The 26,535-nt window shown below is 51.8% G+C and carries 21 protein-coding genes; 6 read left to right on the top strand and 15 right to left on the bottom strand.

Annotated features, from left to right (window positions below; translation table 11 throughout):
• Nucleotides 1–3: 3 nt before the first annotated feature.
• Nucleotides 4–2,709, bottom strand: a complete 2,706-nt coding sequence (gene malT / locus FEK66_RS06110) for an HTH-type transcriptional regulator MalT (protein WP_130261037.1) — start codon at nt 2,707–2,709, stop codon at nt 4–6.
• A 623-nt stretch (nt 2,710–3,332) separates the two neighbouring features.
• Here malT and malP point away from each other — a divergent pair.
• Both malP and malQ read left to right on the top strand, forming a co-directional pair.
• Nucleotides 3,333–5,726: a maltodextrin phosphorylase gene (malP, locus tag FEK66_RS06105; protein WP_135495240.1), complete on the top strand. Its 2,394-nt coding sequence runs from the start codon at nt 3,333–3,335 to the stop codon at nt 5,724–5,726.
• 9 nt (nt 5,727–5,735) lie between these two features.
• Complete coding sequence (gene malQ / locus FEK66_RS06100) at nt 5,736–7,820, top strand: 4-alpha-glucanotransferase (RefSeq protein WP_135490435.1); 2,085 nt, start codon at nt 5,736–5,738, stop codon at nt 7,818–7,820.
• A 110-nt stretch (nt 7,821–7,930) separates the two neighbouring features.
• Here malQ and gntT read toward each other — a convergent pair whose 3' ends face one another.
• The 3 genes from gntT to gntX form a co-directional block, all read right to left on the bottom strand.
• Nucleotides 7,931–9,247 carry a gluconate transporter gene (gntT, locus tag FEK66_RS06095; protein WP_135495239.1) on the bottom strand — a complete coding sequence of 439 codons (1,317 nt, stop codon included), beginning with the start codon at nt 9,245–9,247 and terminating at the stop codon, nt 7,931–7,933.
• Between the two features lie 340 nt (nt 9,248–9,587).
• Nucleotides 9,588–10,163: a Fe-S biogenesis protein NfuA gene (nfuA, locus tag FEK66_RS06090; protein WP_000619389.1), complete on the bottom strand. Its 576-nt coding sequence runs from the start codon at nt 10,161–10,163 to the stop codon at nt 9,588–9,590.
• 58 nt (nt 10,164–10,221) lie between these two features.
• Nucleotides 10,222–10,905 carry a DNA utilization protein GntX gene (gene gntX / locus FEK66_RS06085; protein ID WP_135495238.1) on the bottom strand — a complete coding sequence of 228 codons (684 nt, stop codon included), beginning with the start codon at nt 10,903–10,905 and terminating at the stop codon, nt 10,222–10,224.
• A gap of 37 nt (nt 10,906–10,942) precedes the next feature.
• On the opposite strand from gntX, the gene bioH reads away from it, so the two are divergent.
• The gene (gene bioH, locus FEK66_RS06080) at nt 10,943–11,713 is read left to right on the top strand and encodes a pimeloyl-ACP methyl ester esterase BioH (RefSeq protein WP_135495237.1); all 771 of its coding nucleotides are present in this window, start codon (nt 10,943–10,945) and stop codon (nt 11,711–11,713) included.
• An 18-nt stretch (nt 11,714–11,731) separates the two neighbouring features.
• On the opposite strand, the gene FEK66_RS06075 is transcribed toward bioH, so the two are convergent.
• The 8 genes from FEK66_RS06075 to greB form a co-directional block, all read right to left on the bottom strand.
• Nucleotides 11,732–12,097 carry a type II toxin-antitoxin system PemK/MazF family toxin gene (locus FEK66_RS06075; RefSeq protein ID WP_135495236.1) on the bottom strand — a complete coding sequence of 122 codons (366 nt, stop codon included), beginning with the start codon at nt 12,095–12,097 and terminating at the stop codon, nt 11,732–11,734.
• Nucleotides 12,091–12,360, bottom strand: coding sequence for an AbrB/MazE/SpoVT family DNA-binding domain-containing protein (locus tag FEK66_RS06070; RefSeq protein ID WP_130261031.1), 270 nt, complete (start codon nt 12,358–12,360; stop codon nt 12,091–12,093). Before FEK66_RS06070 ends, FEK66_RS06075 begins: the two co-directional genes overlap by 7 nt.
• A 72-nt stretch (nt 12,361–12,432) precedes the next feature.
• Entirely contained in the window at nt 12,433–13,311 is an 879-nt protein-coding gene (gene rpnA / locus FEK66_RS06065; protein WP_135495235.1) for a recombination-promoting nuclease RpnA, read from the bottom strand.
• A 203-nt stretch (nt 13,312–13,514) separates the two neighbouring features.
• Nucleotides 13,515–13,751: a [Fe-S]-dependent transcriptional repressor FeoC gene (gene feoC / locus FEK66_RS06060; protein ID WP_000157586.1), complete on the bottom strand. Its 237-nt coding sequence runs from the start codon at nt 13,749–13,751 to the stop codon at nt 13,515–13,517.
• Between the two features lie 10 nt (nt 13,752–13,761).
• Nucleotides 13,762–16,083 carry a Fe(2+) transporter permease subunit FeoB gene (feoB, locus tag FEK66_RS06055; protein WP_130261029.1) on the bottom strand — a complete coding sequence of 774 codons (2,322 nt, stop codon included), beginning with the start codon at nt 16,081–16,083 and terminating at the stop codon, nt 13,762–13,764.
• 16 nt (nt 16,084–16,099) lie between these two features.
• Complete coding sequence (gene feoA / locus FEK66_RS06050) at nt 16,100–16,327, bottom strand: ferrous iron transporter A (RefSeq protein ID WP_001200455.1); 228 nt, start codon at nt 16,325–16,327, stop codon at nt 16,100–16,102.
• A 456-nt stretch (nt 16,328–16,783) separates the two neighbouring features.
• Nucleotides 16,784–19,105: a Tex family protein gene (locus FEK66_RS06045; RefSeq protein ID WP_135410770.1), complete on the bottom strand. Its 2,322-nt coding sequence runs from the start codon at nt 19,103–19,105 to the stop codon at nt 16,784–16,786.
• A 96-nt stretch (nt 19,106–19,201) separates the two neighbouring features.
• Entirely contained in the window at nt 19,202–19,678 is a 477-nt protein-coding gene (gene greB, locus FEK66_RS06040; protein ID WP_000856744.1) for a transcription elongation factor GreB, read from the bottom strand.
• 227 nt (nt 19,679–19,905) lie between these two features.
• On the opposite strand from greB, the gene ompR reads away from it, so the two are divergent.
• Together ompR and envZ are read left to right on the top strand one after the other, a co-directional pair.
• Nucleotides 19,906–20,625 (top strand): two-component system response regulator OmpR, encoded by a 720-nt coding sequence (ompR, locus tag FEK66_RS06035; RefSeq protein ID WP_001157751.1) that lies wholly within the window; start codon nt 19,906–19,908, stop codon nt 20,623–20,625.
• Entirely contained in the window at nt 20,622–21,974 is a 1,353-nt protein-coding gene (gene envZ / locus FEK66_RS06030; RefSeq protein ID WP_135408046.1) for a two-component system sensor histidine kinase EnvZ, read from the top strand. Before ompR ends, envZ begins: the two co-directional genes overlap by 4 nt.
• A 30-nt stretch (nt 21,975–22,004) precedes the next feature.
• Here envZ and nadS read toward each other — a convergent pair whose 3' ends face one another.
• The 3 genes from nadS to pckA form a co-directional block, all read right to left on the bottom strand.
• The gene (gene nadS / locus FEK66_RS06025; RefSeq protein ID WP_130208987.1) at nt 22,005–22,301 is read right to left on the bottom strand and encodes a NadS family protein; all 297 of its coding nucleotides are present in this window, start codon (nt 22,299–22,301) and stop codon (nt 22,005–22,007) included.
• Between the two features lie 58 nt (nt 22,302–22,359).
• The gene (locus FEK66_RS06020) at nt 22,360–22,677 is read right to left on the bottom strand and encodes a type II toxin-antitoxin system RelE/ParE family toxin (RefSeq protein WP_130208985.1); all 318 of its coding nucleotides are present in this window, start codon (nt 22,675–22,677) and stop codon (nt 22,360–22,362) included.
• 116 nt (nt 22,678–22,793) lie between these two features.
• Nucleotides 22,794–24,416, bottom strand: a complete 1,623-nt coding sequence (pckA, locus tag FEK66_RS06015; RefSeq protein WP_130208983.1) for a phosphoenolpyruvate carboxykinase (ATP) — start codon at nt 24,414–24,416, stop codon at nt 22,794–22,796.
• Nucleotides 24,417–24,794: 378 nt separating this feature from the next.
• Here pckA and FEK66_RS06010 point away from each other — a divergent pair, with 378 nt between their 5' ends.
• Nucleotides 24,795–26,519, top strand: coding sequence for a DUF4153 domain-containing protein (locus tag FEK66_RS06010; protein ID WP_135495234.1), 1,725 nt, complete (start codon nt 24,795–24,797; stop codon nt 26,517–26,519).
• Nucleotides 26,520–26,535 lie beyond the last annotated feature (16 nt).

Genomic DNA, 26,535 nt, shown 5'->3' with positions numbered 1-26,535 from the left:
AATTCACACTCCATACCCCATCATCTTCAGCAGTTTCTGCGCGTGTTGTACCGCAGCCTGGCGGTGGGCGACGCCGAGTTTTTGGTACAGATTGCGGATATGCGTCTTGATAGTGGTCGCCGCGACTTCCAGCTCGCCCGCAATTTGCTCGTTGCTGTAACCGGAGTAAATCAGCCCCAGTACCTGCCATTCACGTTGCGTCAGCGGGCTGGTGCGGATTAGTTCTGGCACTTCCGGATGATTTAGCAGACGTTCAACGAAACTCTCATCGAAATGAGCGAATTTATGTCGATGATGTTGATTGATTTCCCGCAGAATACGCTGTGCGCGGTGCTGTTCCAGTTCCGGCAACGTATTGAGTTGAATCAGCTGACGTAACTGCTGCGCCATCGCTTCGCCTTCAATAACAAAATGACTGATAAATCCAGTGCGGTTTGCCAGTTTTAATGCATCCAGCAACACACGCTGGGCGTCGCTTTTACGCCCGGCTTGCCAGTACAACTGATTGAGTAGAAGCAGGTTACGGTTGAGGTCGCTCATCAACCGCAGACTGCGGGCGTTTTCGTTCAGTTCTTCGAGGACTATTTCCGCCGGTTCAAACTCTCCCAGCAAGATTTGTGCGCGGGCAATGTTGCGCCATTGACCTTGCAGGAAGTGATTGTTCGCAAACTCTGGTTTCGCAGTATGGCTCAGCCAGTTGGCGGCAGCCGCTTTATCTCCGGTCATTTGCCAGTAAATCACCCGGACTTTGTTGGCGTTAGAGATCCAGTCGCTGTGATATTTGCCATTCCCCAGCAGGTTTTCCAGACGGTTTAGCTGGCTACGGGCGTTATCTAAATCGCCACGGGCCAGCGAGCATTGGATCAACATTGCCAGGCACTGAAGCTGTTGCTGCGGCTGATAAGACGACAAGACTTCAATCCCGCTTCGTGCCGAGGCTTCGGCTTCATCCAGCCGCGCCCAGGCCCATAGCAGCTGTGCACGGATGCGCACCAGAAACTCATGCATCGGCAACTGTTCCAGATGCTGCTCGTTTATCAACTGGAACGCTTTTTCCTGTGTTTCCCATGCAGTTTGCAGGAACCCTTGGGCAAACAGAATTTCACTTTGCTGGATTAAACTCCACAAGGCGTAGTGCCAAACATCGTGCTGACGTGCCATTTGTTCGGTTTGCTGCATTAACGCCAGTGAACGGGTCAATTCACCTTTGCAGTGCAACACTTCGCCAAGCACGGAGGTTGCCACAATGCGGCTGTAGAACCAGCCCGGAGGCAGTTCTTCCAGTGCCAGTTTTGCCAGCCGTTCAGCTTCATCCGGATTGCCGTCGTTAATCGCCACCTGGGCGCGCAAAGCGTTAAATTCTGCGTGCATGGTGCCTTCTCTGATGTCCTTGATCTCATGCTCGGCACGTGCAAGCAGGGTGTTCACTTCGCCATAGCGATGTTGGCTTTGCATCAGCCACGCCTGCAACAACACCAGCTGTGGGTTTTCCAGCAGGCTGTCCCACGGCAGGGCGTTGAGCGACTCTTCCAGCAGTGACAGTTCGCTATGGTTGAACAAACTCCAGGCGTGATTAAGCAGAATATCGCGCAGCATCAGCGCGTCGCCCGCGGCCAGCGCATGATGAATAGCTTCGCTGGGAAAACCTTGCGCCATCCAGCTTTCTGCAGCGGCACGATGAATTTCGGGCAGTTCCGCCGCCAGTTCCCACTGGCAGCGCTGGCGCAGGAAGTTGCCAAACAATGGGTGATAGCAGAACCACTCGCCGGTATCATCCATCCGTTGCAAAAACAGTCCCTGACGCTCAATTTCTTCGAGGCGCATTTGCCCGTTGTCTTCACCTGTCACGCGGGTGATTAGCGTATCGTTCATCGATCGCAAAATGGCACTTTTCAGCAGGAAATGACGTGTTGCCAGATCAACGTTATCTAACACTTCATCGACCAGATAATCAGAAAGATGGCTGGCATTAATGCCCGCCAGGCGACGTGCGGATTTGTGCGCAGAGTGGGTATTCTGTCGGACGGAGAGGGCGATTAATTGTAAAGCCGTTGCCCAACCAGAAACGTCATCGCAAATCCGGCTACTTTCAGCGGCTTCGATGGGTGAAGACAGACGGCAATCAAAAAACTGCTTGGCTTCCTGGTGGGTAAACGCCAGTTGCTGGCTGCCAATTTCCAGCAGTTGGTCACGTACACGCAAATTGGCAATACCCAGTTGCGGAAGATTGCGCGACAAAACTACCAGGGTCAGATTTTCCGGTTGATGACGAATAAAGAAGCGCATTGACTCGTGAATCACTGGGTTAGTGATCAGATGATAATCGTCAATAACCAAGTAGAGCGGCTGGTGCCACTCTGCCAGTTCGATAAACAGTTGGGCAAAAAGTGAGGATAGACTGGCATATTGCCGCTTTTGCGCCATCACTTCACTGGCGGGGCAATGCCCGTTGGTGGCCTGTTGAATTGCGGCAATCAGGTAGCTGGCGAAACGTTCTTGCTGGTTATCGCCGTCATCCAGCGAGTACCAGCCCAAATCGTTTTTGCCTGCCGCCCATTGGGATATGAGTGTGGTCTTTCCGTAGCCCGCAGGACTTGTGATCAGCACCAGCCTGAAGTTGTTCGCGCCGGAAAGTTTAGCCAGCAGGCGCTCACGAACCACGGTATGGTCGAGTCGAACCGGACGACTTAATTTTGACGGAATCAGCATAGTTAATCACTTCACTGTGGAAATTGAGGAAATATTATTTTTTTTGCGCTTCGTAATTAATGGTTATAAGGTCGGCTAGAAATCTGTGCAATGCAAGCGATGACGGTTTTTTATGTGTCTGAATTTGCACTCTGTCACAATTCAAAACCTTTATTAATGTTTCATCTTAAAACTACGCTGATCCAGCGTAGATACTGGATCTTATGGTGTTTTCTCATGGTTCAATAGTGTTATTAAAGCAATGATGCTTCCTTAATTCATGATGAAAGGTCTATCTAAAAAGATGATCTTAATAAATCTATTAAGAATGAGATGAATCACGATTGGTATTTCATTGCTGAAACTATTTCGCTGCTTTACTTAATTTATAGAGTGGCTTTCCGCTTTTTGATAATACGCGACGCCCTTTCTTACTGTTAATCGTCGGTTTTTTTGCGCTCTTTGGCACTGGGCCGATGCTTTTGCAGTTGATTGCACTACCTTTAAGTGTTCGCGATCACATTTTCTTGCTCATCCCCGTCACTCCTCCCCGCCTAATCCCCCGTAGGATGAGGAAGGTCAACATGGAGCCTGGCAAACTAACGATAACGTTGTGTTTAATGTCTAAGAAAACTGGAACTCCTATGTCACAACCCATTTTTAATGAAAAGCAATTTCAGGAAGCCCTGTCACGTCAATGGCAGCGTTATGGCTTAACTTCTGCAGCTGAGATGACCCCTCGTCAGTGGTGGCAGGCCGTGAGTGAAGCGCTGGCGGAAATGTTGCGTGCCCAGCCTTTTGCCAAACCGACGGCGAATCAGCGCCATGTTAATTACATCTCAATGGAGTTTTTGATTGGTCGTCTGACGGGCAACAACCTGTTAAATCTCGGTTGGTATCAGGCTGTTCAGGATTCGCTGAAATCCTATGACATCAACCTGACAGATCTGCTGGAAGAAGAGACTGACCCGGCGCTGGGCAACGGCGGTCTGGGCCGTCTGGCGGCATGTTTCCTCGATTCAATGGCGACCGTCGGACAATCCGCAACAGGCTATGGTCTGAACTATCAATATGGTCTGTTCCGTCAGTCATTTGTTGACGGTCAACAAATGGAAGCGCCAGATGATTGGCATCGCAGTAACTATCCGTGGTTCAGCCATAATGAAGCGCTTGACGTGCAGGTTGGGATTGGTGGCAAGGTCACGAAAGACGGACGTTGGGAGCCCGCATTTACCATTACCGGCCAGGCGTGGGATTTACCTGTGCTGGGCTACCGAAATGGTGTGGCGCAGCCGCTGCGTTTATGGCAAGCGACACATGCGCATCCGTTTAACCTCACCAAATTCAACGACGGCGATTTCCTGCGAGCTGAACAACAGGGCATCGACGCTGAAAAACTGACTAAAGTACTCTATCCAAACGACAACCATACTGCCGGTAAAAAACTGCGTCTGATGCAGCAATATTTCCAGTGTGCTTGTTCGGTTGCCGACATTCTGCGTCGTCACCATCTGGCGGGGCATAAACTGCACGAGCTGGCAGATTACGAAGTCATTCAACTGAACGACACCCACCCGACTATCGCTATTCCGGAGCTGCTTCGTGTGCTAATCGATGAGCACCAGATGAGCTGGGATGACGCATGGGCAATCACCAGCAATACCTTTGCTTATACCAACCATACCCTAATGCCAGAAGCACTTGAGTGCTGGGATGAGAAACTGGTAAAAGCCCTGCTGCCACGCCATATGCAGGTAATCAACGAAATCAACAACCGCTTTAAGAAGCTGGTGGAAAAAACCTGGCCGGGCGATAAAGCGGTATGGGCGAAGCTGGCGGTGGTGCATGACAAACAAGTTCGCATGGCCAATATGTGCGTGGTAAGCGGCTTTGCGGTAAACGGTGTGGCGGCGTTGCACTCGGATCTGGTGGTGAAAGATCTGTTCCCGGAATATCACCAGCTATGGCCGAACAAATTCCATAACGTCACCAACGGCATTACCCCGCGTCGCTGGATCAAACAGTGCAACCCGGCACTGGCGGCATTGTTGGATAAGTCACTGAAAAAAGAGTGGGCTAACGATCTCGATCAGTTGATCAATCTGGAAAAATTCGCTGATGACGAGAAATTCCGCCAGCAATATCGCGAGATCAAACAGGCGAATAAAGTTCGTCTGGCGGAGTTTGTGAAAGTCCGTACCGGTATTGAAATCAATCCTCAGGCGATTTTCGATATTCAGATCAAACGCCTGCACGAGTACAAACGCCAGCACCTGAATCTGTTGCATATTCTGGCGCTGTACAAAGAAATTCGCGAGAACCCGCAGGCTGACCGCGTACCGCGCGTGTTCCTGTTCGGCGCGAAAGCGGCGCCAGGCTACTACCTCGCGAAGAACATTATCTTTGCGATCAACAAAGTGGCTGAGGTGATCAACAACGATCCGCAGGTGGGCGACAAGCTGAGGGTTGTATTCCTGCCAGATTATTGTGTATCTGCTGCGGAAATGCTGATCCCGGCGGCGGATATCTCCGAGCAGATCTCCACCGCAGGTAAAGAAGCTTCTGGTACTGGCAATATGAAACTGGCGCTTAACGGTGCGCTCACTGTCGGCACGCTGGATGGTGCAAACGTGGAGATCGCCGAGAAAGTCGGTGAAGAGAATATCTTTATCTTTGGTCATACCGTGGAGCAGGTTAAGGCGCTGAAAGCTAAGGGCTATGATCCGGTGAAATGGCGGAAGAAAGATAAGGTGCTTGATGCGGTATTAAAAGAGCTGGAAAGCGGTAAATATAGCGATGGCGATAAACACGCGTTTGACCAGATGCTGCATAGCCTCGGTAAGCAGGGCGGCGATCCGTATCTGGTGATGGCGGACTTTGCGGCTTATGTCGAAGCGCAAAAACGCGTGGATGTGCTGTACCGCGACCAGGAGGCCTGGACTCGCGCGGCGATCCTCAATACCGCCCGCTGCGGTATGTTTAGCTCGGATCGCTCAATCCGTGATTATCAGGCCCGTATCTGGCAGGCAAAACGCTAAGGAAGCGCGATGGAAAGCAAACGTCTGGACAAAGCCGCGTTGGCGGCGGGGATCAGCCCCAATTACATCAATGCCCACGGAAAACCGCAGTCGATTAGCGCCGAAACCAAACGGCGTTTGCTTGATGCGATGCATCAAAGTACCGCCACGAAAGTGGCGGTAACACCAGTGCCAAATGTCATGGTGTATACCTCCGGGAAAAAAATGCCAATGGCGGTAGAGGGCAGCGGCGAATTTAGCTGGTTGCTGACCACCGAAGAAGGTACGCAGTACAAAGGCCACGTGAGCGGTGGTAACGCGTTCAATCTACCGACGAAGCTGCCGGAAGGTTATCACACGCTGACGCTTACTCAGGATGAACAGCGTGCTCATTGTCGGGTGATTGTCGCCCCGAAACGCTGCTACGAACCGCAGGCATTGCTCAATAAGCAAAAGCTGTGGGGCGCTTGCGTTCAGCTTTATACGCTGCGATCGGAAAAAAACTGGGGTATTGGGGATTTTGGCGATCTCAAAGCTATGCTGGTGGATGTGGCGAAACGTGGTGGAGCGTTTATCGGCCTGAATCCGATTCATGCGCTCTATCCGGCAAACCCGGAAAGCGCCAGCCCATATAGCCCGTCTTCTCGCCGCTGGCTGAACGTGATTTATATCGACGTCAACGCTGTTGAAGATTTTCAGCTTAGCGAAGAGGCGCAAGCCTGGTGGCACATGCCGACCACGCAGCAGACGCTGCAACAGGCGCGGGATGCCGGCTGGGTAGATTACTCCACGGTTACCGCCCTGAAAATGACAGCATTGCGGATGGCGTGGAAAGGTTTCGCGCAACGTGATGATGAGCAGATGACCGCGTTTCGCCAGTTTGTTGCAGAGCAAGGCGATAGCCTGTTTTGGCAGGCAGCCTTTGATGCGCTACATGCCCAGCAAGTGAAAGAAGACGAAATGCGCTGGGGCTGGCCAGCATGGCCTGAGATGTATCAGAACGTGGATTCGCCAGAAGTGCGTCAGTTCTGCGAAGAACATCGCGATGACATCGATTTTTATCTCTGGTTGCAGTGGCTGGCTTACCGCCAGTTTGCCGCCTGCTGGGAGATAAGCCAGGGCTATGAAATGCCGATTGGCTTGTATCGTGATCTGGCGGTTGGTGTAGCAGAAGGTGGGGCAGAAACTTGGTGCGACCGCGAATTGTATTGCCTGAAAGCGTCGGTTGGCGCGCCGCCGGATATCCTCGGCCCGCTGGGGCAGAACTGGGGCTTGCCGCCGATGGACCCGCATATCATCACCGCGCGCGCCTATGAACCGTTTATCGAGCTGCTGCGCGCGAACATGCAAAACTGCGGCGCATTACGAATTGACCATGTGATGTCGATGCTGCGTTTGTGGTGGATACCGTATGGCGAGACGGCGGATCAGGGGGCATATGTTCACTATCCGGTGGATGATCTGCTCTCGATTCTGGCACTCGAAAGTCAGCGTCATCGCTGCATGGTGATTGGGGAAGATCTCGGCACTGTACCAGTAGAGATTGTCGGTAAACTGCGCAGTAGCGGTGTTTACTCCTATAAAGTGCTCTATTTCGAAAGCGACCACGAGAAGACATTCCGCGCGCCGAAAGCGTACCCGGAGCAGTCGATGGCAGTTGCGGCGACACACGACCTGCCAACGCTTCGCGGTTACTGGGAGAGCGGTGATTTAACGCTGGGCAAAACGCTGGGGCTGTATCCGGATGAAGAGGTGCTACGCGGTTTGTATCAGGATCGTGAGCAGGCGAAGCAGGGGCTGCTGGATGCACTGCACAAATATGGCTGCCTGCCTAAACGCACCGGGCATAAGGCGTCGCTGATGGCGATGACGCCGACGCTTAATCGTGGTTTGCAACGCTACATTGCCGACAGCAACAGCGCCCTGTTAGGGCTACAGCCGGAAGACTGGCTGGATATGGCGGAACCGGTAAATATTCCTGGAACCAGTTACCAGTACAAAAACTGGCGACGCAAGCTTTCCGCAACGCTTGAGACGATGTTTGCCGATGATGGGGTGAACAAGTTGATTAAGGATCTGGACAAGCGGCGCAGGGCGGCAGCGAAGAAGAAGTAGAGTGCGGTTGATGCCGGATGCGACGCTTGACGCGTCTTATCCGGCCTACTAATTGATACCGAATCGTAGGCCGGATAAGGCGGTCACGCCGCATCCGGCCATCAGTATTATCAAATCACCATATTCAGCAGCAGACAGCCAACCAGACCGCACACTGAGATAATGGTTTCCAGCATCGACCAGGATTTGATGGTCTCGCCGATAGTCAGGTTAAAGTACTCTTTGAACAGCCAGAAGCCCGGATCGTTCACGTGCGAGAAAATCACACTACCGGAACCAACCGCAATAACCATCAGCTCTGGGCTAACGCCTGTCGTTGCAATCAGCGGCGCAGCGATACCACCTGCAGTGATTGCCGCAACGGTTGCGGAACCCAGCGCGATACGCAGTACGGCAGCAATCGACCAGGCCATCAGCAGCGGAGAAATGTTGGTTTCGTGCATCATGGAAGCAATGTATTTGTCCACGCCGCTGTCTACCAGCACCTGCTTGAACGCACCGCCACCACCGATGATCAACAGCATCATCGCAATGATTTTGATGGAAGAAACCAGCGTGTCGTTAATCTGATCCATTGAACGGCCACGGTTCAGACCAAAGGTGAACATCGCAATCAGCACGGCAATCAGCGTTGCCATTACCGGGTCACCGAGGAACTCCGCCACCGGCAGGAAAGCGTGACCTTTCGGCAGGATCATTTCGGCAATCGCACGCATCGCCATCAGCACAACTGGCACCAGAGAAGTCCAGACGCTGACGCCAAAGCTCGGCATCTCTTCTTCGCTGAAGGTTTTCGCGCTGTACAGACCTTCCGGGATTGGCTTATCGATACCTTTCAGCATGCGAGCGTAAACCGGACCCGCGAGAATCACGGTCGGGATTGCCAGAATGGTGCCGTACAGCAGGGTTTTACCCATATCGGCATTGAAAATGGTGGCAATCGCAGTCGGGCCCGGATGCGGCGGCAGGAAGCCGTGGGTGACAGACAGCGCAGCGGCCATCGGTACACCAACATACAGCAGCGGGATATTTGCCGCAGCAGCGATGGTGAACACCAGCGGCAGCATCAGTACGAAGCCCACTTCATAGAACAGGGCAAAACCAACGGTAAAACCGGTTAGTACCACGGCCCACTGGATATGTTTTTTACCAAATTTGGCAATCAGCGTGGTGGCGATACGTTGTGCACCGCCACAGTCTGCCAGCATTTTGCCCAGCATCGCGCCAAAACCCATGATCAGGGCAAGGCTGCCGAGCGTCCCGCCGACACCGGCTTTGATAGAGCCAATAACTTTATCCAGTGGCATACCTTGCATTAATCCAACAGCAAGTGCCACCAGGACGAGAGCGATGAAACCGTTCATTTTGAAGCGAATCATCAGGAGTAATAACAAGATTACACCGACAGCAACAATGACTAATGGCATGATTTACCTGGCCTTTCATTTGTTATGGGTAACGTCAGGCTTCTGACGATAAATTCTGATCGTCCCAACTGGGAACAGAGATATAACAGCACCATGGCTGACGACTTCTAAAACTAGTTAGTGTAGTCAGATGTTATGAGTGTGTTTGGTGCCCATGCAAATGATACGGGTAACATCGCGTGCTTGAGAATCACCAGAGCGGGGTAAATTTAAATTATGAGAGGTTGGTCATATTATCGCGGGGAAACGTAGGGATTGGATTTGCCGAGACAATGCCTGGCAGACGGCCCGAAAAGACGCTTTAGCGTCGCATCGGGCAATCTACAAAAGAGAGGGTAACTTAGTAGTAAGAGTGTTCGCCGCGCTGGTGTTCGGTGAGATCGCGTACACCTTTCAGCTCCGGGAATTCGTTCAGCAGCTGCTTCTCGATCCCTTCTTTCAGCGTCACATCGACCATAGAACAACCGTTACAGCCGCCACCGAATTGCAGAATGGCGTAGCCGTCTTCGGTGATTTCCATCAGCGAAACGCGACCACCGTGACCGGCAAGTTGCGGGTTGATCTGCGATTGCAGCATGTACTCCACACGCTCCATCAGCGGCGCATCGTCAGCTACTTTACGCATTTTGGCGTTTGGTGCTTTCAGCGTCAGCTGAGAACCCAACTGGTCGGTAACAAAATCAATCTCTGCATCTTCCAGGTAAGGTGCGCTTAACTCATCAACATACGCGGTCAGCAGGTCAAATTTCAGGGCGGTATCGGTGGCTTCCACAGCGTCCGGCGGACAATAAGAAACACCACATTCAGCGTTAGGCGTGCCAGGGTTAATCACAAATACGCGGATTTGTGTCCCTTCTTCCTGGTTTGCCAGCAGTTTGGCAAAGTGCGCTTGTGCAGCATCGGAAATACGGATCATAGTAATGGCCTAATAGTTGACTATTTTAGTTGGTTATAATACGCCCATCATCGAGGCTCTACAAGGTTCGACAAAGGCACCAGACCTGGACTGTCGCCGCACCATTGCGTAAAAGCAGCTGCGCAATCTCTGCGACGGTACTTCCGGTGGTAACGACATCATCCACAATCACCATATGGCGACCTTGCACGGGCAATTCAAGGCGAAAAGCATTCTTCAGATTGCGTCTGCGTAGTCGGGCGCTGAGGAAATGCTGGGTCGCAGTGGCTCGTGTACGCATGACGGCTTCGCTATCCCATTGGCAATTCAACCAGCGTGATAACGGCTGACACAGCAAGTCGCTCTGATTAAACCCCCGACGCCAGTGACGGCGCTGCCATAACGGGACGCTGACGATGCGATCCGGCAGTTGTAATCCGGTAGTCCGACGGGCGTGTAAGACTTCTAATAGTAACAGACGTGACAGGGCGCTGGCGATTTCGCTGCGTAGCGAAAACTTAAGCTGGTGGATGAGCGGACTTAAGGGGGGCGCATAGTCGGCGACCGTGACCAGTCTTTGCCAGGGCGGCGGTTTTTGCAGGCAGCGACCGCAAGGAAGATGTGAGTGTGTGGAAGGTAATCCACATTGTGGGCATAGCGTTTTATCTGTACGGGCGGCACGAGAGCATACCGAACAAATCCCCCAGTGACCTAACGCCAGCGGCATTCGGCATAGCCAGCATAATCCCGGTACTGTTAGCATATGTTCATCCTTGTAAGTAAAAAGAGAACAATAGCGGATGAATAACATCTGGTGGCAGACCAAAGGTCAGGGGAATGTTCATCTTGTGCTGCTGCACGGATGGGGACTGAATGCCGAAGTGTGGCGTTGCATTGACGAGGAACTTAGCTCGCATTTTACGTTGCATCTTGTTGATCTTCCTGGCTTCGGGCGCAGCCAGGGATTTGGTGCGATGTCGCTTGCTGATATGGCTGAAGTGGTGCTGCAACAGGCGCCGGATAAGGCCATCTGGCTGGGCTGGAGTCTGGGTGGACTGGTGGCAAGCCAGATTGCGTTAACCCATCCCGAGCATGTTCAGGCGTTGGTTACCGTGGCATCGTCACCGTGTTTCAGTGCTCGTGACGGCTGGCCGGGGATAAAACCGGACGTGCTGGCAGGTTTCCAGCAGCAACTGAGTGAAGATTTTCAGCGCACAGTAGAACGGTTCCTTGCGTTACAAACCATGGGTACAGAAACGGCGCGCCAGGATGCGCGAGCGCTGAAGAAAACCGTTCTGGCGTTACCGATGCCGGAGGTTGACGTGCTTAATGGTGGGCTGGAAATTCTGAAAACGGTCGATCTCCGTCAGTCGTTGCAAAACGTGTCCATGCCGTTTTTGCGATTGTATGGCTATCTCGACGGTCTGGTGCCGCGCAAAGTGGTGCCGATGCTGGATAAACTCTGGCCGCACAGCGAGTCATACATCTTCGCCAAAGCGGCCCATGCGTCGTTTATTTCACATCCGGACGAGTTTTGTCACCTGCTGGTGGCGTTGAAGCAGAGGGTGTAGGTGGTAAGTGAGAGCTAATTATTGTGGGTCGATTAAATTCACCAGTTTACTGATAACTTCACTAATCAATGCTTCATCGGCAACGGTATGAAATTTAGCGCCACGGGCAATAAGATCGACGGCTTTTAGCTGGTGACAAAGTACAACGCCATGCAGGCTACCGGTTTGCGTATCATGGGGGAGGACGTTCACTGTCACCCCTGTGGAACGCGCTGCATTTGCGCCTGTTGAAATTGGACAGCACATAGCAACTTTTAAAACATTGTTGAGTTCTTTGTCCGTTACCACAATGCAATAATGTGGTCCGCGAAGTTCATGTCCGGCAACCGGATCAGGGTTAAAATACCATATCTCTCCACGATGTGGCGTCCTTGCCTTTACCATGCTTCATTACCTTTTTTTCCTTCAGCCCATCCTTCTGTGGACTGATTTAACTCCGTAATTTCGTTTTCATCGATCTGGCTCAACAACTGCGCGACGGTAAGACGCCCACGCGGTTTGTGCTCTGTGGGGCGCAAATTAACACTATCGCCTTTTTTCTCCACGGTAAGTTCCGTCCCTGGTGACCATCCAAGATCGGTAGCAAGATCTCGTGGGATAGTAACGATCATGGCTCCTCCTTGTTGCCGTAATTTCACTGTCTGCATATTAGTTCCTTAAGTGCTACTTTGTGTTACATACAAGATAGCACAAAGTAGCACTTAAGCAGGGGATAGTGTCTACTGACTCGCCGCAGCCAACTCTTCTTCTGACACCCCGGTAAAGCGCATGATGTCTGCAAGAGGGACTCCCGACTCAAGCATTATTTTGGCTATATGTAGGGCTTTGGATTGTTCTCCCTCCTGCCGCAATCTTTCCGCAATAGTCATCAAACTCTCCTTGTGTTTCGGTGAACGTTCGGCCACACCGTCGATAAAATCGTTAAAACGTACCGCATCGCCGGTTTGCAATATGTAATTAAACAGCCCTTTGATTTGTCTGTCATTAGCGTATCCACTACTTAATAAGCAGGCCATTTGCTCTACCAGCCCTAACAGATCGCGTTGGCGTATATTTTTTTGAATTAACTCCAAAAGCGCCATACGTCGGTGCTGCATGATTTCATCATCAGGCATGACGGTGACATCAATCAGCGGAAATGCAGAGGCATAGAGCTGCCTTGCCAGTTTGGGATCGGCAAAACAATCCAGCCAACACAGCGAATAGGGATAGGGGCTTTCAATACCATGGTAAAACAACAACGGCACCACCATCGGCAACGTTTTGTATCCGGCATCAAGGTGGTTTTGCATTGCGGCAATGGCGTAACGCATCATGCGAAATGCGATCAGTTTGTTTGAGGTGCTTTGATGTTCAATCAGGCAATAGATGTATCCTGGTCCTTGCTCGGTTTTCACCGACCACAGCACGTCGGAGTAGCTTTCACGCAGATCGTCATCAATATAACTGCTCGACTCCAGCTTGAGGGTTTTCATATCACAGAGCGCGTGAATGGGGGCCGGTAAATGGAACGCAAGAAAATCGCGTGCCGTGTCCGGTTGGCGTAAAAAGAGTTTGAACAGTGCATCGTGTGGGGTTGAACTCTGCTTTTTGCTCATGGCGTTCCTTCACCTGTTGTTTGAATGCCGCGACTCTACGCGCCACTCCACACCTGTGCATTAGCCAGTTTTCATCCCTGCGAGACGCTTTCAGAGGAACTTACGCTGTGCTGCAAGAATTGCATTTTTATGGAAAGCCGCACGCAAAAAAAGCCCGGTAGCAAACGCATACCGGGCTTTTCAAAACAGGCGGTGGAGTAAGGTTAACGCAGCGCCCACCACTCGCGCAGGCAGGCTTTTCCTTCCGGGCAGCTTTTACAACTGCCGGAGAGGCAGCCGTCAGGTTCTTCCTGAATCCGCACTGCTTTGCCCATACTTTCCAGTTGTTGCAGCATGGCGTTAATCATTGGCTGTGGAGTGTTCAATGTCTGGCTTATCTGGGCCGCTTCCATACGACCCCGTAACGCCAGCAAATCACGCACCTGAATGAGCGAAGCCATTGCTGTATCCTTAGTGGCAATCGCCAGTGGTGCTGGCTGCACAGCAACTGCTTACCGATTTGCGCGTTGCCAGCAGTTCGATATCCACCCGGCTACGCGCGCGGCGCAGCAAACCGATAACCACGATGTTAAACAGGATAACCGCCAGAATGCACACCAGGCTGTAGGTTGGATGCTGGCTGTAGCTGGCAACCTGATAGAACAATGTTGCCAGCGAGTAAGCGATATTCAGCCCCCACAGGATGGAGAAGCCCATCCAGCCACGGCTTGATTCACGGGCGATGGCTCCCATCACCGAGATGCACGGTACATACAGCAAGACGAAAATCAGGTAGCTGTAAGCGGCAGCTGCGCTACCGAATTTCTGATCCATCACGCCCATCGCCCCGGTACCCATTTCGCCGTCGCCTTTGCTTGCTTCAATGGGGTTCATCAGTACGCTAAGACTGAAGGTGTCTTTCAGGCTCTGCCAGGTTTCATCTACCGCGCTGAACAGCTCTTCACCGAGGTTAAATTCTGCTGGATTGAACTCTTCGTCCTGAATATTTTCTGCGGTGTAGAGAGTGTTGAGCGTACCCACCACCACTTCTTTCGCCATGGCACCTGTAAACAGGCCAACCGTTGCCTGCCAGTTATCTTCATGTACGCCAATCGGTTTGAAGACCGGGGTGATCACACGGCTAACGGAAGCCAGTGCCGAGTCGTTGATGTTATCGACGATTTTCCCGCTCAACGAGAAGCTGTTGAAGGCGCTCAGGAAAATGCTGACGATGATGATCACTTTACCTGCGCGCATCACGAAGCCTTTCAGACGCTGCCAGGTCTGGATAATCAGACTCTTAACGTGTGGTACGTGGTAGACCGGCAGCTCCATGACAAACGGCGTCGCTTCACCGCGCATGATGGTGTACTTGAGCATCAGGCCAGTCAGCACCGCCATCACGATACCCAGCATATACAGCGAGAAGACCGCCAGCGCGCCGTTCTGCCCGAAGAAGGCAGCCGCAAATACTGCGAAGATAGCCAGACGCGCGCCGCAGGACATAAACGGTGCCATCATAATGGTCATCAGGCGTTCACGCGGCGCATCAAGAGTTCGCGCACCCATCACAGACGGCACGTTACAACCGAAGCCGACGATCAGCGGCACAAAGGATTTCCCAGGCAAGCCCAGCGCCTGCATCAGGCGGTCCATCACAAACGCCGCTCGCGCCATATAGCCGGAGTCCTCAAGGAAGGAGAGGAACAGGTACATCATGCCGATCTGCGGCACCAGCGGCAGCACGGTGTTAATACCGCCGCCCAGGCCCTGGGCGAGGAAGATAGTCAGCCAGTCCGGGAAGTGGAGCGTGTAGCCAATCCACTGAATACCATGCACAAATAGCGCCACGGAGCCGACGTCAAACAGCGGCTGTAACGCCCCGCCGATGTTGATAGCGAGCAGGAACATCAGGTACATCACAAAGAGGAAAATCGGCAGCCCGAGGAAACGGTTGAGCACGATTTTATCCACTGCCGTGGTGAAGCGACTGGGTTCTGCCGTCAGCGTGTTGCTTACCACATCGCAGATAGCAGCAATACACTGGTAACGCGCATCGGCAATATGCAGCGCCGGATCGTCCATCTCATTACGCAGACGGGCGAGGGCGGCATCCAGATGCTGCGACGCTTCACCGGCGTAGGCGCGGCTGTAGATATCGCCTTCCAGCATTTGCAGACCCAGCCAGCGACGCTGTTTCAGCGGGATGTCGGACGGCATCACTTTTGCCAGTGAATCTGCTTCGTTGAGCAGCGGCTGTGCGTAATGCACCAGTTCTACATTGTCGTTGGCTTTGTAGCGGTCAATCGCCAGTTTCAGAGCTTCGATACCGCGACCACGCGTGGAAACCAGCGGGATCACCGGGCAGCCAAGACGCGCCGACAGCGCATCAATTTCAATGCGAATATTTTGCTTCTCGGCAATGTCGAGCATGTTCAGCGCCACGATGCAGGGAATACCGAGTTCCAGCAGCTGTAGCGTCAGATACAGGTTACGCTCAAGGTTAGACGCATCCACCACGTTAATCAGCAGATCGGCGTCGCCACTCAAAATGTAGTGGCAGGCGATTTGCTCGTCCAACGACGTCTGCGATGAAATAGTAGTCAGAGAATAAGTACCGGGCAGGTCCACCAGCGTGACCTGATGATCGGTGGTGGAAAACTGACCCTCTTTACGTTCGACGGTAACGCCAGCCCAGTTTCCTACACGCTGACGTGCTCCGGTGAGCTGGTTAAATAAGGTTGTCTTGCCAGAATTTGGATTACCAATTAAGCCAATGGTTAATTTTTTCATTGTTGTTATCACCGTATTAACAGGAAACCGCTTCCACTTCTAATAAGGCCAGATCTTTTTTGCGTAATACCAGGCTTACACGACGGGTTTCGATATGAATGGGATCGCCGAGTGGAGCGACGCGCACCACATTAAAAGAGGAGCCAGGTAACATGCCAAGAGAAAGCAGCTTCTGACGATATGCCGGGCTGATTTCACGGGAAAAGCCAGTGATTTTCCACGCAGTATCTGGAGTGTATTGCATAGGTGCCTACTTGTTTCTCATTAACTGGATAACTACCTCATGGGGCGTTTGACAGCGACATGGGACCAGATGATTTGCCAACGAAGGAGAGATTAAATAATCAACAGTACAATGATAATGAGAATGGTTTCTATCAGCAATACTTAAAATGTGTGCGAATGTTGGTTTAGATAATAATCTGCGTGAATGTTGATGTGGCTCAAGGTTATATCGGAGCAAAAATATAATTCGGAGGACGAATTATTATGGCTGCTTAATGTTTTATTAAGGTTTCAATTGTTAATGTTGTGATAAATATTAACGAAATATAGTGTGAGTTTCGTTGCGGAATAAAAATGCCGGAGATATTCTCCGGCATTTTTATGTCAGGCAAGGCGTTCGTTGCCAGATGTGGCGTGAACGCCTTATCTGGCCTACGATTTCGTGCAAATTCGAACCGTAGGCCAGTCGGAGCGTTTAACGTTTTTTGCCCATTGCTGCCGCCAGCGCATCCATCATCGCGCTATTACCGGCAGGCTGCGCTTCACGCCCACGCGGTTTGGCTGCCGGGCGGTTGTTTTGCGGGCGATCGTTACCGCCGCCGCGACGAGCGTTGGTTTCGCCAGGCTGCTCGTCCAGACGCATGGTCAGGGCGATACGTTTACGCTGAAGATCCACTTCCAGCACTTTCACCTTCACAATGTCGCCTGCTTTCACCACGGTATGCGGATCTTCCACAAACTTGTTCGACAAAGAAGAGATGTGAACCAGGCCGTCCTGATGTACGCCGATATCAACAAAAGCACCAAAATTGGTGACGTTGGTGACAGCACCTTCGAGGATCATACCCGGTTGCAGGTCGTTCATCGTTTCGACGCCATCAGCAAACTGAGCGGTTTTAAATTCCGGACGCGGATCGCGACCCGGTTTTTCCAGCTCTTTGATGATGTCGGTTACTGTCGGCACACCGAATTTCTCATCGGTGAAATCAGACGCTTTCAGATTACGCAGTTCACTGCTGTTACCCATCAGATCTTTCAGCGCCTGCTGTGTTGCTGCCAGAATGCGTTCCACCACCGGATAGGCTTCCGGGTGAACGGTAGACGCGTCCAGCGGGTTATCGCCGTGGTTAATGCGCAAGAAGCCCGCGCACTGTTCGAAGGCTTTCGGCCCCAGACGGCTCACTTTTAACAGTTGCTGACGGTTCTGGAACTGACCATTTTCATCACGCCAGGCCACGATGTTTTGCGCCATCATGCGCGTCAGGCCCGCCACGCGAGTTAACAGCGGAACAGAAGCAGTATTCAGATCAACGCCAACGGCGTTTACGCAGTCTTCTACTACTGCATCCAGCTTGCGGGCCAGCTGCGTCTGGCTGACGTCATGCTGATACTGACCAACGCCGATAGATTTCGGATCGATTTTCACCAGCTCCGCCAGCGGATCCTGCAAACGGCGGGCGATAGATACTGCGCCACGCAGAGAAACGTCGAGATCCGGGAACTCCTGCGCTGCCAGCTCGGAAGCCGAGTAAACCGACGCGCCAGCTTCGCTGACGATCACTTTCTGCGCGGTAACCTTCGGGAACTGCTTCTGGACATCAAGATAGAAACGCTCGGTTTCGCGGGAAGCCGTACCGTTACCGATCGCTACCAATTCAACATTATGTTTTTCACACAGGGCGGCAACGGTCATCGCCGCCTTTGCGGCCTGTCCGGTGTGCGGATAAATGGTATCGGTTGCTACCAGTTTGCCCGTTGCGTCGACCACCGCTACTTTTACCCCGGTACGCAGACCCGGATCGAGGCCCATCGTCGCACGCAGTCCGGCAGGGGCCGCCATCAGCAGATCGTGCAGGTTACGGGCAAAGACATTAATCGCTTCATCTTCCGCACGTTCGCGCACGGTTCCCATCAGTTCTGTTTCCAGGTGCATCAGCACCTTGATGCGCCACGTCCAGCTCACCACGCCTTTGCGCCAGCTATCCGCCGGGGCATTGTTCAGGCGCAGGCCGAGATGATCCATGATGATTTGCTCGCAATAGCTCTCTTTCGGCGGCTCGTCGAACTGCGGATCGGCATTCAGCGAAAGCTGGAGTACACCTTCGTTACGCCCACGGAACATCGCCAGCGCGCGGTGAGAAGGCACCGTTGACAGCGGTTCGTGATGATCGAAATAGTCGCGGAATTTCGCGCCTTCCTCTTCTTTACCGTTCACTACGGTCGACACCAGATGCGCGTTCTTCCACAGATAATCACGCACTTTCGCCAGCAGCGCGGCATCTTCGGCAAAGCGTTCCATCAGGATATAGCGCGCGCCGTCCAACGCGGCTTTGGTATCTGCCACGCCTTTATCGGCATCAACATATTGTGCAGCGGCGACTTCTGGCGTGTGTGATGGATCGCTCCACAGCAGGTCAGCCAACGGCTCAAGCCCTGCTTCAATGGCGATTTGCCCGCGGGTACGACGTTTCGGTTTGTAAGGCAGGTAGAGGTCTTCGAGTTCGGTTTTGCTCAAGGTAGCGTTGATGGCATTCGCCAGCTCGTCGGTGAGTTTGCCTTGCTCAGAAATGGACTTGAGAATAGCCTGACGTCTCTCTTCCAGCTCGCGCAGATAGCTCAGACGCGTTTCCAGATTACGCAGCTGCGTGTCATCCAGACCGCCGGTGATTTCCTTACGATAACGTGCGATAAACGGCACGGTATTCCCTTCGTCAAGCAGGCGAACGGCTGCGTCAACCTGTTCCGGGCGCGCCTGAATTTCACCCGCAATAATGCGGCAGAACGAATCATTCATCATGGTTTGAGTTCATCTTTTCGGATCAAAAATCAGGGGATAGTTATACGGACTGGCTGGCAAAAATGCCAGCCATCGGCAGGAGGTTAAGACTCTTCCTTACGGTTTCACGTACTCGATAGCATTAACATACCAGCTCGCTTCCCCGGCAGGGGTATTCACCACCGCCAGATCGCCCACCTCTTTTTTCAGCAATGCGCGGGCCATCGGGGAATCGATAGAGATGTAATCTTTACGGCCAAAGATTTCATCGTAGCCGACGATACGGAAACGGTGAGTCACGCCATCGTCGTTTTCAATCTCTACCCACGCGCCAAAGAAAACTTTGCCTTCCTGCTGGGGCGAGTAATCGACGATTTTGAGATTTTCCATGCATTTAGTGAGATAGCGCACACGACGGTCGATTTCACGCAGGCGCTTTTTATTATACTGATAGTCAGCGTTTTCGCTGCGGTCGCCCAGACTTGCGGCCCAGGTCACCTTCTTTGTGACTTCCGGGCGCTCTTCACGCCAGAGATAATTTAGCTCTTGTTTGAGTTTTTCATACCCTTCCCGGGTAACCAGGGGCGTTTTCATCTCGTTGATTCCCTTTGTCTGTTTGATAATGCGCACATTGGGTATAACGTGATCATATCAACAGAATCAATAATGTTTCGCTGAATAAATTGTATACTTAAGCCGCTGTTTAATATGCTTTGTAACAATTTAGGCTGAAATTCATACCAGATTTAGCTGGTGACGAACGTGAGCTTTTTTAAGAATACACGCTTACAAATTGTTGCGAACCTTTGGGAGTACAAACAATGCAAGAGAACTACAAGATTCTGGTGGTCGATGACGACATGCGCTTGCGTGCGCTGCTGGAGCGTTATCTCACCGAACAAGGCTTCCAGGTTCGAAGCGTCGCTAATGCAGAACAGATGGATCGCCTGCTGACTCGTGAATCTTTCCATCTTATGGTACTGGATTTGATGTTACCTGGTGAAGATGGTTTGTCGATTTGCCGACGTCTTCGTAGCCAGAGTAATCCGATGCCGATCATTATGGTAACGGCGAAAGGGGAAGAAGTTGACCGTATCGTTGGCCTGGAAATTGGTGCTGACGATTACATTCCAAAACCATTTAACCCGCGTGAATTGCTGGCCCGCATCCGTGCGGTGCTGCGTCGTCAGGCGAATGAACTGCCGGGCGCGCCGTCACAGGAAGAAGCTGTGATTGCTTTCGGTAAGTTCAAACTTAACCTGGGTACGCGTGAAATGTTCCGCGAAGATGAACCGATGCCGCTGACCAGCGGTGAATTTGCGGTTCTGAAGGCGCTGGTCAGCCACCCGCGTGAGCCGCTCTCCCGCGATAAGCTGATGAACCTTGCCCGTGGCCGTGAATATTCCGCAATGGAACGTTCCATCGACGTGCAGATCTCTCGTCTGCGCCGCATGGTGGAAGAAGATCCGGCGCATCCGCGTTACATTCAGACCGTTTGGGGTCTGGGCTACGTTTTCGTGCCGGACGGTTCTAAAGCATGAGGCGATTGCGCTTCTCGCCACGAAGTTCATTTGCCCGCACGTTATTGCTCATCGTCACCTTGCTGTTCGTCAGCCTGGTGACGACTTATCTGGTGGTGCTGAACTTCGCGATTTTGCCGAGCCTCCAGCAGTTTAATAAAGTCCTCGCGTACGAAGTGCGTATGTTGATGACCGACAAACTGCAACTGGAGGACGGCACGCAGCTGGTTGTGCCTCCCGCTTTCCGTCGGGAGATCTACCGTGAGCTGGGGATCTCTCTCTATTCCAACGAAGCTGCCGAAGAGGCCGGGCTGCGTTGGGCGCAACACTATGAATTCTTAAGCCATCAGATGGCGCAGCAGCTGGGCGGTCCGACGGAAGTTCGCGTCGAGGTTAACAAAAGCTCGCCTGTCGTCTGGCTGAAAACCTGGCTGTCGCCCAATATCTGGGTACGTGTGCCGCTGACCGAAATTCATCAGGGCGATTTTTCTCCGCTGTTCCGCTATACGCTGGCGATTATGCTGTTGGCGATAGGTGGGGCATGGCTGTTTATTCGTATCCAGAATCGACCCCTTGTTGATCTCGAACACGCTGCTTTGCAGGTGGGTAAGGGGATTATTCCGCCGCCACTGCGTGAATATGGCGCTTCGGAGGTGCGTTCGGTTACCCGAGCCTTCAACCATATGGCGGCTGGTGTTAAGCAACTGGCGGATGACCGCACGCTGCTGATGGCAGGGGTAAGTCATGACCTGCGCACGCCACTCACGCGTATTCGTCTGGCGACCGAGATGATGAGCGAGCAGGATGGCTACCTGGCGGAATCGATCAACAAAGATATCGAAGAGTGCAACGCCATCATTGAGCAGTTTATCGACTACCTGCGCACCGGGCAGGAGATGCCAATGGAACTGGCGGATCTTAATGCGGTGCTTGGTGAGGTGATTGCCGCGGAAAGTGGCTATGAGCGTGAAATTGATACCGCGCTTTATCCTGGCTGCATAGAAGTGAAAATGCATCCGCTGTCAATCAAACGTGCGGTGGCGAATATGGTGGTGAACGCTGCCCGCTATGGCAATGGCTGGATTAAAGTCAGCAGTGGCACCGAGCCAAATCGCGCCTGGTTCCAGGTGGAAGACGACGGTCCGGGTATCGAGCCTGAACAGCGTAAGCATCTGTTCCAGCCTTTTGTCCGCGGCGACAGTGCGCGCACCATTAGCGGCACGGGACTAGGCCTGGCGATTGTGCAGCGTATCGTGGATAACCATAACGGGATGCTGGAGCTTGGCACCAGCGAGCGGGGCGGGCTTTCCATTCGCGCCTGGCTGCCATTACCGGTAACGCGGGCGCAGGGCACGACAAAAGAAGGGTAAATAAACGGGAGGCGAAGGTACCTCCCGTTTTTAGATTGTTTTCAATTGATTGATAATGAAAGGATTCGCTTGCAAAAGCAGGAGCAATTTTCGAGGTGCTCCGGTAGGTTGACGGCGTTTGGTTTCCCAGCTTTTTACCAGGTCATAACTTACCCCTACGGCGACAGCAAAATCTTGCTGGCGTAAGCCAGTTGCTTCACGGATCGCTTTTACATCGATTTCGCTAAAAGTATGGACGTGCTCTGGTTCAGGCGTTTTTTCACCCTTTTCGATGCGTACCATTTCTTCTGCGCTGGCAAGAAGATCAGCAAATAATTCATCTTTCATCTGTTTTCAATGTCTCCGTTGGCATTTCGGCCATGGTGGAATTTGTGGAGCTTCAACATTAAAGCAGCTTCTCGGACAATAGTTTCAATGCCTTTCTTTGTTCTTCTGTTAAATCATCCTGTTCATTTTTAGGATAAATCAACGCCAGATAAATTCGGCCATTGCGTGTCACGTTGTAATAAATTATCCGAATGCCACCCCGTTTCCCCATACCAGAACGGTTCCAGCGAATTTTTCTAAAACTGCCTGTGCCCGCGATAATGTCACCGGCAGATGGATCTTGAATGAGTAGTTCCTGAAAAGCCCGGAACTCATCATCAGGCAACAATAACTGGCGGCGTTTGCTAAATCCTTGTAGTTCAATAAACGTGAACATAATGCATCCTGCGGTCTATTGATAATTATAAGTGTACCATGTACATATTGGTAGCTAATTAGATATAAAAAAACCCCTTATCCGTTTGGATAAGGGGCCAGTGAAATATTAACCGATTACAGCTTAGGACCAGCCGCTACCAGCGCGGCACCCGCTGGGGTGTCGGTGTATTTGTCGAAGTTGTCGATAAACAGTTTCGCCAGCGTTTCAGCTTTTTCCTGCCACTGTTCCGGAGAAGCGTAGGTGTTACGCGGATCGAGGATCTTCGTGTCTACGCCCGGCAGTTCGGTCGGGATCGCCAGGTTAAACATCGGCAGAGTGAAGGTTTCTGCGTTATCCAGCGAACCGTTGAGGATGGCGTCGATAATGGCGCGGGTATCTTTAATGGAGATACGTTTGCCAGTGCCGTTCCAGCCAGTGTTAACCAGATATGCCTGCGCGCCCGCTGCCTGCATACGTTTTACCAGCACTTCTGCGTACTGAGTTGGGTGCAGCGACAGGAATGCCGCGCCGAAGCAGGCAGAGAAGGTTGGTGTCGGTTCGGTGATGCCACGCTCTGTACCAGCCAGTTTGGCGGTGAAGCCTGAGAGGAAGTGGTACTGAGTTTGATCGGCAGTCAGGCGAGAAACCGGCGGCAGTACGCCAAAAGCATCTGCGGTCAGGAAGATAACTTTAGTCGCGTGGCCCGCTTTGGAAACTGGCTTAACGATGTTATCGATGTGATAGATCGGATAAGAAACGCGGGTGTTCTCGGTTTTTGAACCATCATCAAAGTCGATGGTGCCATCTTCACGTACAGTGACGTTTTCCAGCAGTGCATCGCGACGGATAGCGCCATAGATTTCTGGCTCTGCTTCTTTCGACAGTTTAATGGTTTTCGCGTAGCAGCCGCCTTCGAAGTTAAACACACCGTCATCGTCCCAGCCGTGCTCGTCATCGCCAATCAGGCGACGTTTCGGGTCGGTGGAAAGGGTGGTTTTACCGGTGCCGGAAAGGCCGAAGAACACCGCAACATCGCCTTTCTCGCCAACGTTGGCGGAGCAGTGCATAGAAGCGATACCTTTCAGCGGCAGCAGGTAGTTCATCATTGAGAACATCCCTTTCTTCATTTCGCCGCCGTACCAGGTGCCACCAATCAGCTGCATGCGCTCGGTGAGGTTAAACGCCACGAAGTTTTCAGAGTTCAGACCCTGTTCTTTCCACTGCGGGTTGGTGCACTTCGCGCCGTTCATGACGATAAAGTCAGGTTTGAAACCTTCCAGCTCTTCATCACTCGGGCGAATAAACATGTTCTTGACGAAATGCGCTTGCCAGGCCACTTCGGTGATGAAACGTACGGAAAGGCGAGTATCCGGGTTAGCGCCACAGAAAGCATCAACCACGAACAGGCGTTTGCCGGAAAGCTGTTTGGTCACCAGGCCTTTCAGATGTTGCCAGGTTTCCGGAGAGAGAGGTTTGTTGTCGTTCTTACCTTTGCCTTTGTCTGCCCACCAGAAGGTATCGCGAGTCGTATCGTCACGGACGATATACTTATCTTTTGGTGAACGCCCGGTGAAGATCCCGGTATCCACGGCAACGGCACCCAGATTAGTTAACACCCCGCGCTCATAACCTGTCAGGCTCGGATCGAGCTCTTCCTGATACAGCAGGTCGTAGCTTGGGTTGTAAACGATATCATGTACGTCACTGATACCATAAGCCTCGAGTTCTTGCGGGGTCAAACCATTGTTAACGCGCATTTCACTGCTCCTTAGCCAATATGTATTGCCTGAATAGTAAAGTCTTTTTGGGGGTGTTAACCGCGACAAGGCTCATAGATTTACGCATCTGGAGAAATTCATATTTGACAAAAAACTCCGTGATTCCTGTCACGAAACGGTTGCTATTATCGCAGAAATAGCATTTCAGGTGTGGAAAATGTTCCTAAAAGGTTAAATGTTAGTTTAATTGGCCATTATAATGTGAGTTAAATCTCATTCTTGATTGAAATTTATGTAAAATCAATCAGTAAAGTATCGATTCACCACCGCAAAATTTTTTGTAAATTTTTCTTAAAATAAATATTAGTACTGCCTGAATGCAATAATTAACCTTCCTTTTGATTCCGGATCACGAACATGGATAACGTTGAAATTTCACCTGCAACACGGTGGGGAATGGTCGCCACTGGATTAATCCAGGGGCTGGTTTGCTATTTTCTGATAACCTGGCTGGCTGTGGACAATAACAACTGGATTGTTTACGGCATTCCTGCGACCGTGGCGCTTTCATCCGTTTTGTTATTCACCGTGGAATCCTTCAAACAGAAGCGTTTGTGGGGGTGGCTGGCGCTGGTATTTATTACCACCCTGGCGATGAGCGGCTGGCTGAAGTGGCAAATTGATGGCATGAGTCCCTGGCGAGCGGACCAGGAACTCTGGGAATTTGGTTGTTATCTGCTGTTAATGGCGATGTTGTTATTGCCCTGGATACAACTGAATTTGCACGACAGAAAAGAGCGAACGAACTATAGCTTTTTTTACCAGTCAGCGTGGCATAACGCTCTAATATTGATGGTGATTTTGATCACTAATGGTCTGACATGGCTGGTACTTTTACTGTGGAGTGAGTTATTTAAACTTGTTGGCATCACGTTTTTCAGTACCCTCTTTTTTTCAACCGACTGGTTTATTTATCTTACGCTGGGCCTGGTTACCGCTCTGGCAGTCATTCTTGCGCGGACTCAATCGCGGTTAATCGCCTCTATTCAAAAGCTCTTCACGTTAATCGCTACAGGTTTGCTACCACTGGTTTCACTGCTGACGCTGCTGTTTATTATCACTTTGCCCTTTGCTGGTTTGAATGCGATTTCCCGCCACATCTCCGCCGCTGGGCTGCTTTTAACTCTGGCCTTTTTGCAGTTGCTCTTAATGGCCATTGTCCGCGATCCGCAAAAAGCATCGCTTCCCTGGACTGGCCCGTTGCGTTGCCTGATAAAAACGTCTCTGCTGGTGGCGCCGCTCTATGTGCTGATCGCCGCCTGGGCTATATGGATGCGGGTCGCTCAATACGGCTGGACTACCGAACGCTTGCACGGCGCACTGGCGGTGGTGGTGTTACTGGTCTGGTCGCTGGGGTATTTCGTCAGTATTGCCTGGCGTAAAGGGCAAAATCCCCTTGTTCTTCAGGGCAAAGTGAACCTTACGGTTTCGTTATTGGTGCTGGTGATACTGGTGCTTCTTAATTCACCGGTGCTGGACAGTATGCGCATTAGCGTGAACAGCCATATGGCGCGTTATCAGAGTGGCAAGAACACGCCAGACCAGGTAAGTATCTACATGCTCGAACATAGCGGTCGCTATGGGCGTGCAGCGCTTGAGTCGCTGAAAAGCGATGTCGAGTATATGAAAGACCCGAAACGCAGGCGGGGTCTGCTGATGGCGTTTGATGGAGTGCAACGTCTTCAGCAGCAGATATCGGAAAAAGCATTAGCTGATAATGTATTTATTGCCCCAGGTTCTGGCAAACCTGATACGACATTCTGGTCGGTAGTGATGAAAAATCGCTATAACGCAATGATATGTATTGAAAAAGATGCCTGCGTGCTGGTAGAGCAAGATCTGAATAGTGATGGTAGGGCTGAGCGGATCCTGTTTGCCTTTAATGATGAAAGAGTCATTGTCTATGGTGTTGATCCTGCCGGGAAAGAATGGAAAGAGATTACGATGAGTTCACTTCCGCGTGTAATAACGAAAGAGAAATTACTCACAGCGGCGAAGGATGGAAAACTGGGGACAAAGCCTAAAGTGTGGCGCGATCTTACGGTGGATGGTGAAACGCTGGATTTGAATCTGAATGAGTGACAGCGCGGTTGGATGC

This window comes from Escherichia sp. E1130 (genome assembly GCF_005781065.1).
Taxonomy (GTDB): domain Bacteria; phylum Pseudomonadota; class Gammaproteobacteria; order Enterobacterales; family Enterobacteriaceae; genus Escherichia.
The sequence above is the reverse complement of the archived record's forward strand: the minus strand, read 5'-3'. Positions and strand labels throughout refer to the sequence as shown.

What these genes read in the sequence shown, in the direction of transcription:
- FEK66_RS06010 (WP_135495234.1), top strand. Translation starts at nt 24,795, where the DNA reads ATGGATAACGTTGAAATTTCACCTGCAACACGGTGGGGAATGGTCGCC.
- ompR (WP_001157751.1), top strand. Translation starts at nt 19,906, where the DNA reads ATGCAAGAGAACTACAAGATTCTGGTGGTCGATGACGACATGCGCTTG.
- FEK66_RS06045 (WP_135410770.1), bottom strand. Translation starts at nt 19,105, where the DNA reads ATGATGAATGATTCGTTCTGCCGCATTATTGCGGGTGAAATTCAGGCG.
- FEK66_RS06020 (WP_130208985.1), bottom strand. Translation starts at nt 22,677, where the DNA reads ATGTTCACGTTTATTGAACTACAAGGATTTAGCAAACGCCGCCAGTTA.
- FEK66_RS06070 (WP_130261031.1), bottom strand. Translation starts at nt 12,360, where the DNA reads ATGCAGACAGTGAAATTACGGCAACAAGGAGGAGCCATGATCGTTACT.
- envZ (WP_135408046.1), top strand. Translation starts at nt 20,622, where the DNA reads ATGAGGCGATTGCGCTTCTCGCCACGAAGTTCATTTGCCCGCACGTTA.
- FEK66_RS06075 (WP_135495236.1), bottom strand. Translation starts at nt 12,097, where the DNA reads ATGGTAAAGGCAAGGACGCCACATCGTGGAGAGATATGGTATTTTAAC.
- malP (WP_135495240.1), top strand. Translation starts at nt 3,333, where the DNA reads ATGTCACAACCCATTTTTAATGAAAAGCAATTTCAGGAAGCCCTGTCA.
- feoA (WP_001200455.1), bottom strand. Translation starts at nt 16,327, where the DNA reads ATGCAATACACTCCAGATACTGCGTGGAAAATCACTGGCTTTTCCCGT.
- malT (WP_130261037.1), bottom strand. Translation starts at nt 2,709, where the DNA reads ATGCTGATTCCGTCAAAATTAAGTCGTCCGGTTCGACTCGACCATACC.
- bioH (WP_135495237.1), top strand. Translation starts at nt 10,943, where the DNA reads ATGAATAACATCTGGTGGCAGACCAAAGGTCAGGGGAATGTTCATCTT.
- nfuA (WP_000619389.1), bottom strand. Translation starts at nt 10,163, where the DNA reads ATGATCCGTATTTCCGATGCTGCACAAGCGCACTTTGCCAAACTGCTG.
- rpnA (WP_135495235.1), bottom strand. Translation starts at nt 13,311, where the DNA reads ATGAGCAAAAAGCAGAGTTCAACCCCACACGATGCACTGTTCAAACTC.
- malQ (WP_135490435.1), top strand. Translation starts at nt 5,736, where the DNA reads ATGGAAAGCAAACGTCTGGACAAAGCCGCGTTGGCGGCGGGGATCAGC.
- gntX (WP_135495238.1), bottom strand. Translation starts at nt 10,905, where the DNA reads ATGCTAACAGTACCGGGATTATGCTGGCTATGCCGAATGCCGCTGGCG.
- feoC (WP_000157586.1), bottom strand. Translation starts at nt 13,751, where the DNA reads ATGGCTTCGCTCATTCAGGTGCGTGATTTGCTGGCGTTACGGGGTCGT.
- gntT (WP_135495239.1), bottom strand. Translation starts at nt 9,247, where the DNA reads ATGCCATTAGTCATTGTTGCTGTCGGTGTAATCTTGTTATTACTCCTG.
- nadS (WP_130208987.1), bottom strand. Translation starts at nt 22,301, where the DNA reads ATGAAAGATGAATTATTTGCTGATCTTCTTGCCAGCGCAGAAGAAATG.
- greB (WP_000856744.1), bottom strand. Translation starts at nt 19,678, where the DNA reads ATGAAAACGCCCCTGGTTACCCGGGAAGGGTATGAAAAACTCAAACAA.
- feoB (WP_130261029.1), bottom strand. Translation starts at nt 16,083, where the DNA reads ATGAAAAAATTAACCATTGGCTTAATTGGTAATCCAAATTCTGGCAAG.
- pckA (WP_130208983.1), bottom strand. Translation starts at nt 24,416, where the DNA reads ATGCGCGTTAACAATGGTTTGACCCCGCAAGAACTCGAGGCTTATGGT.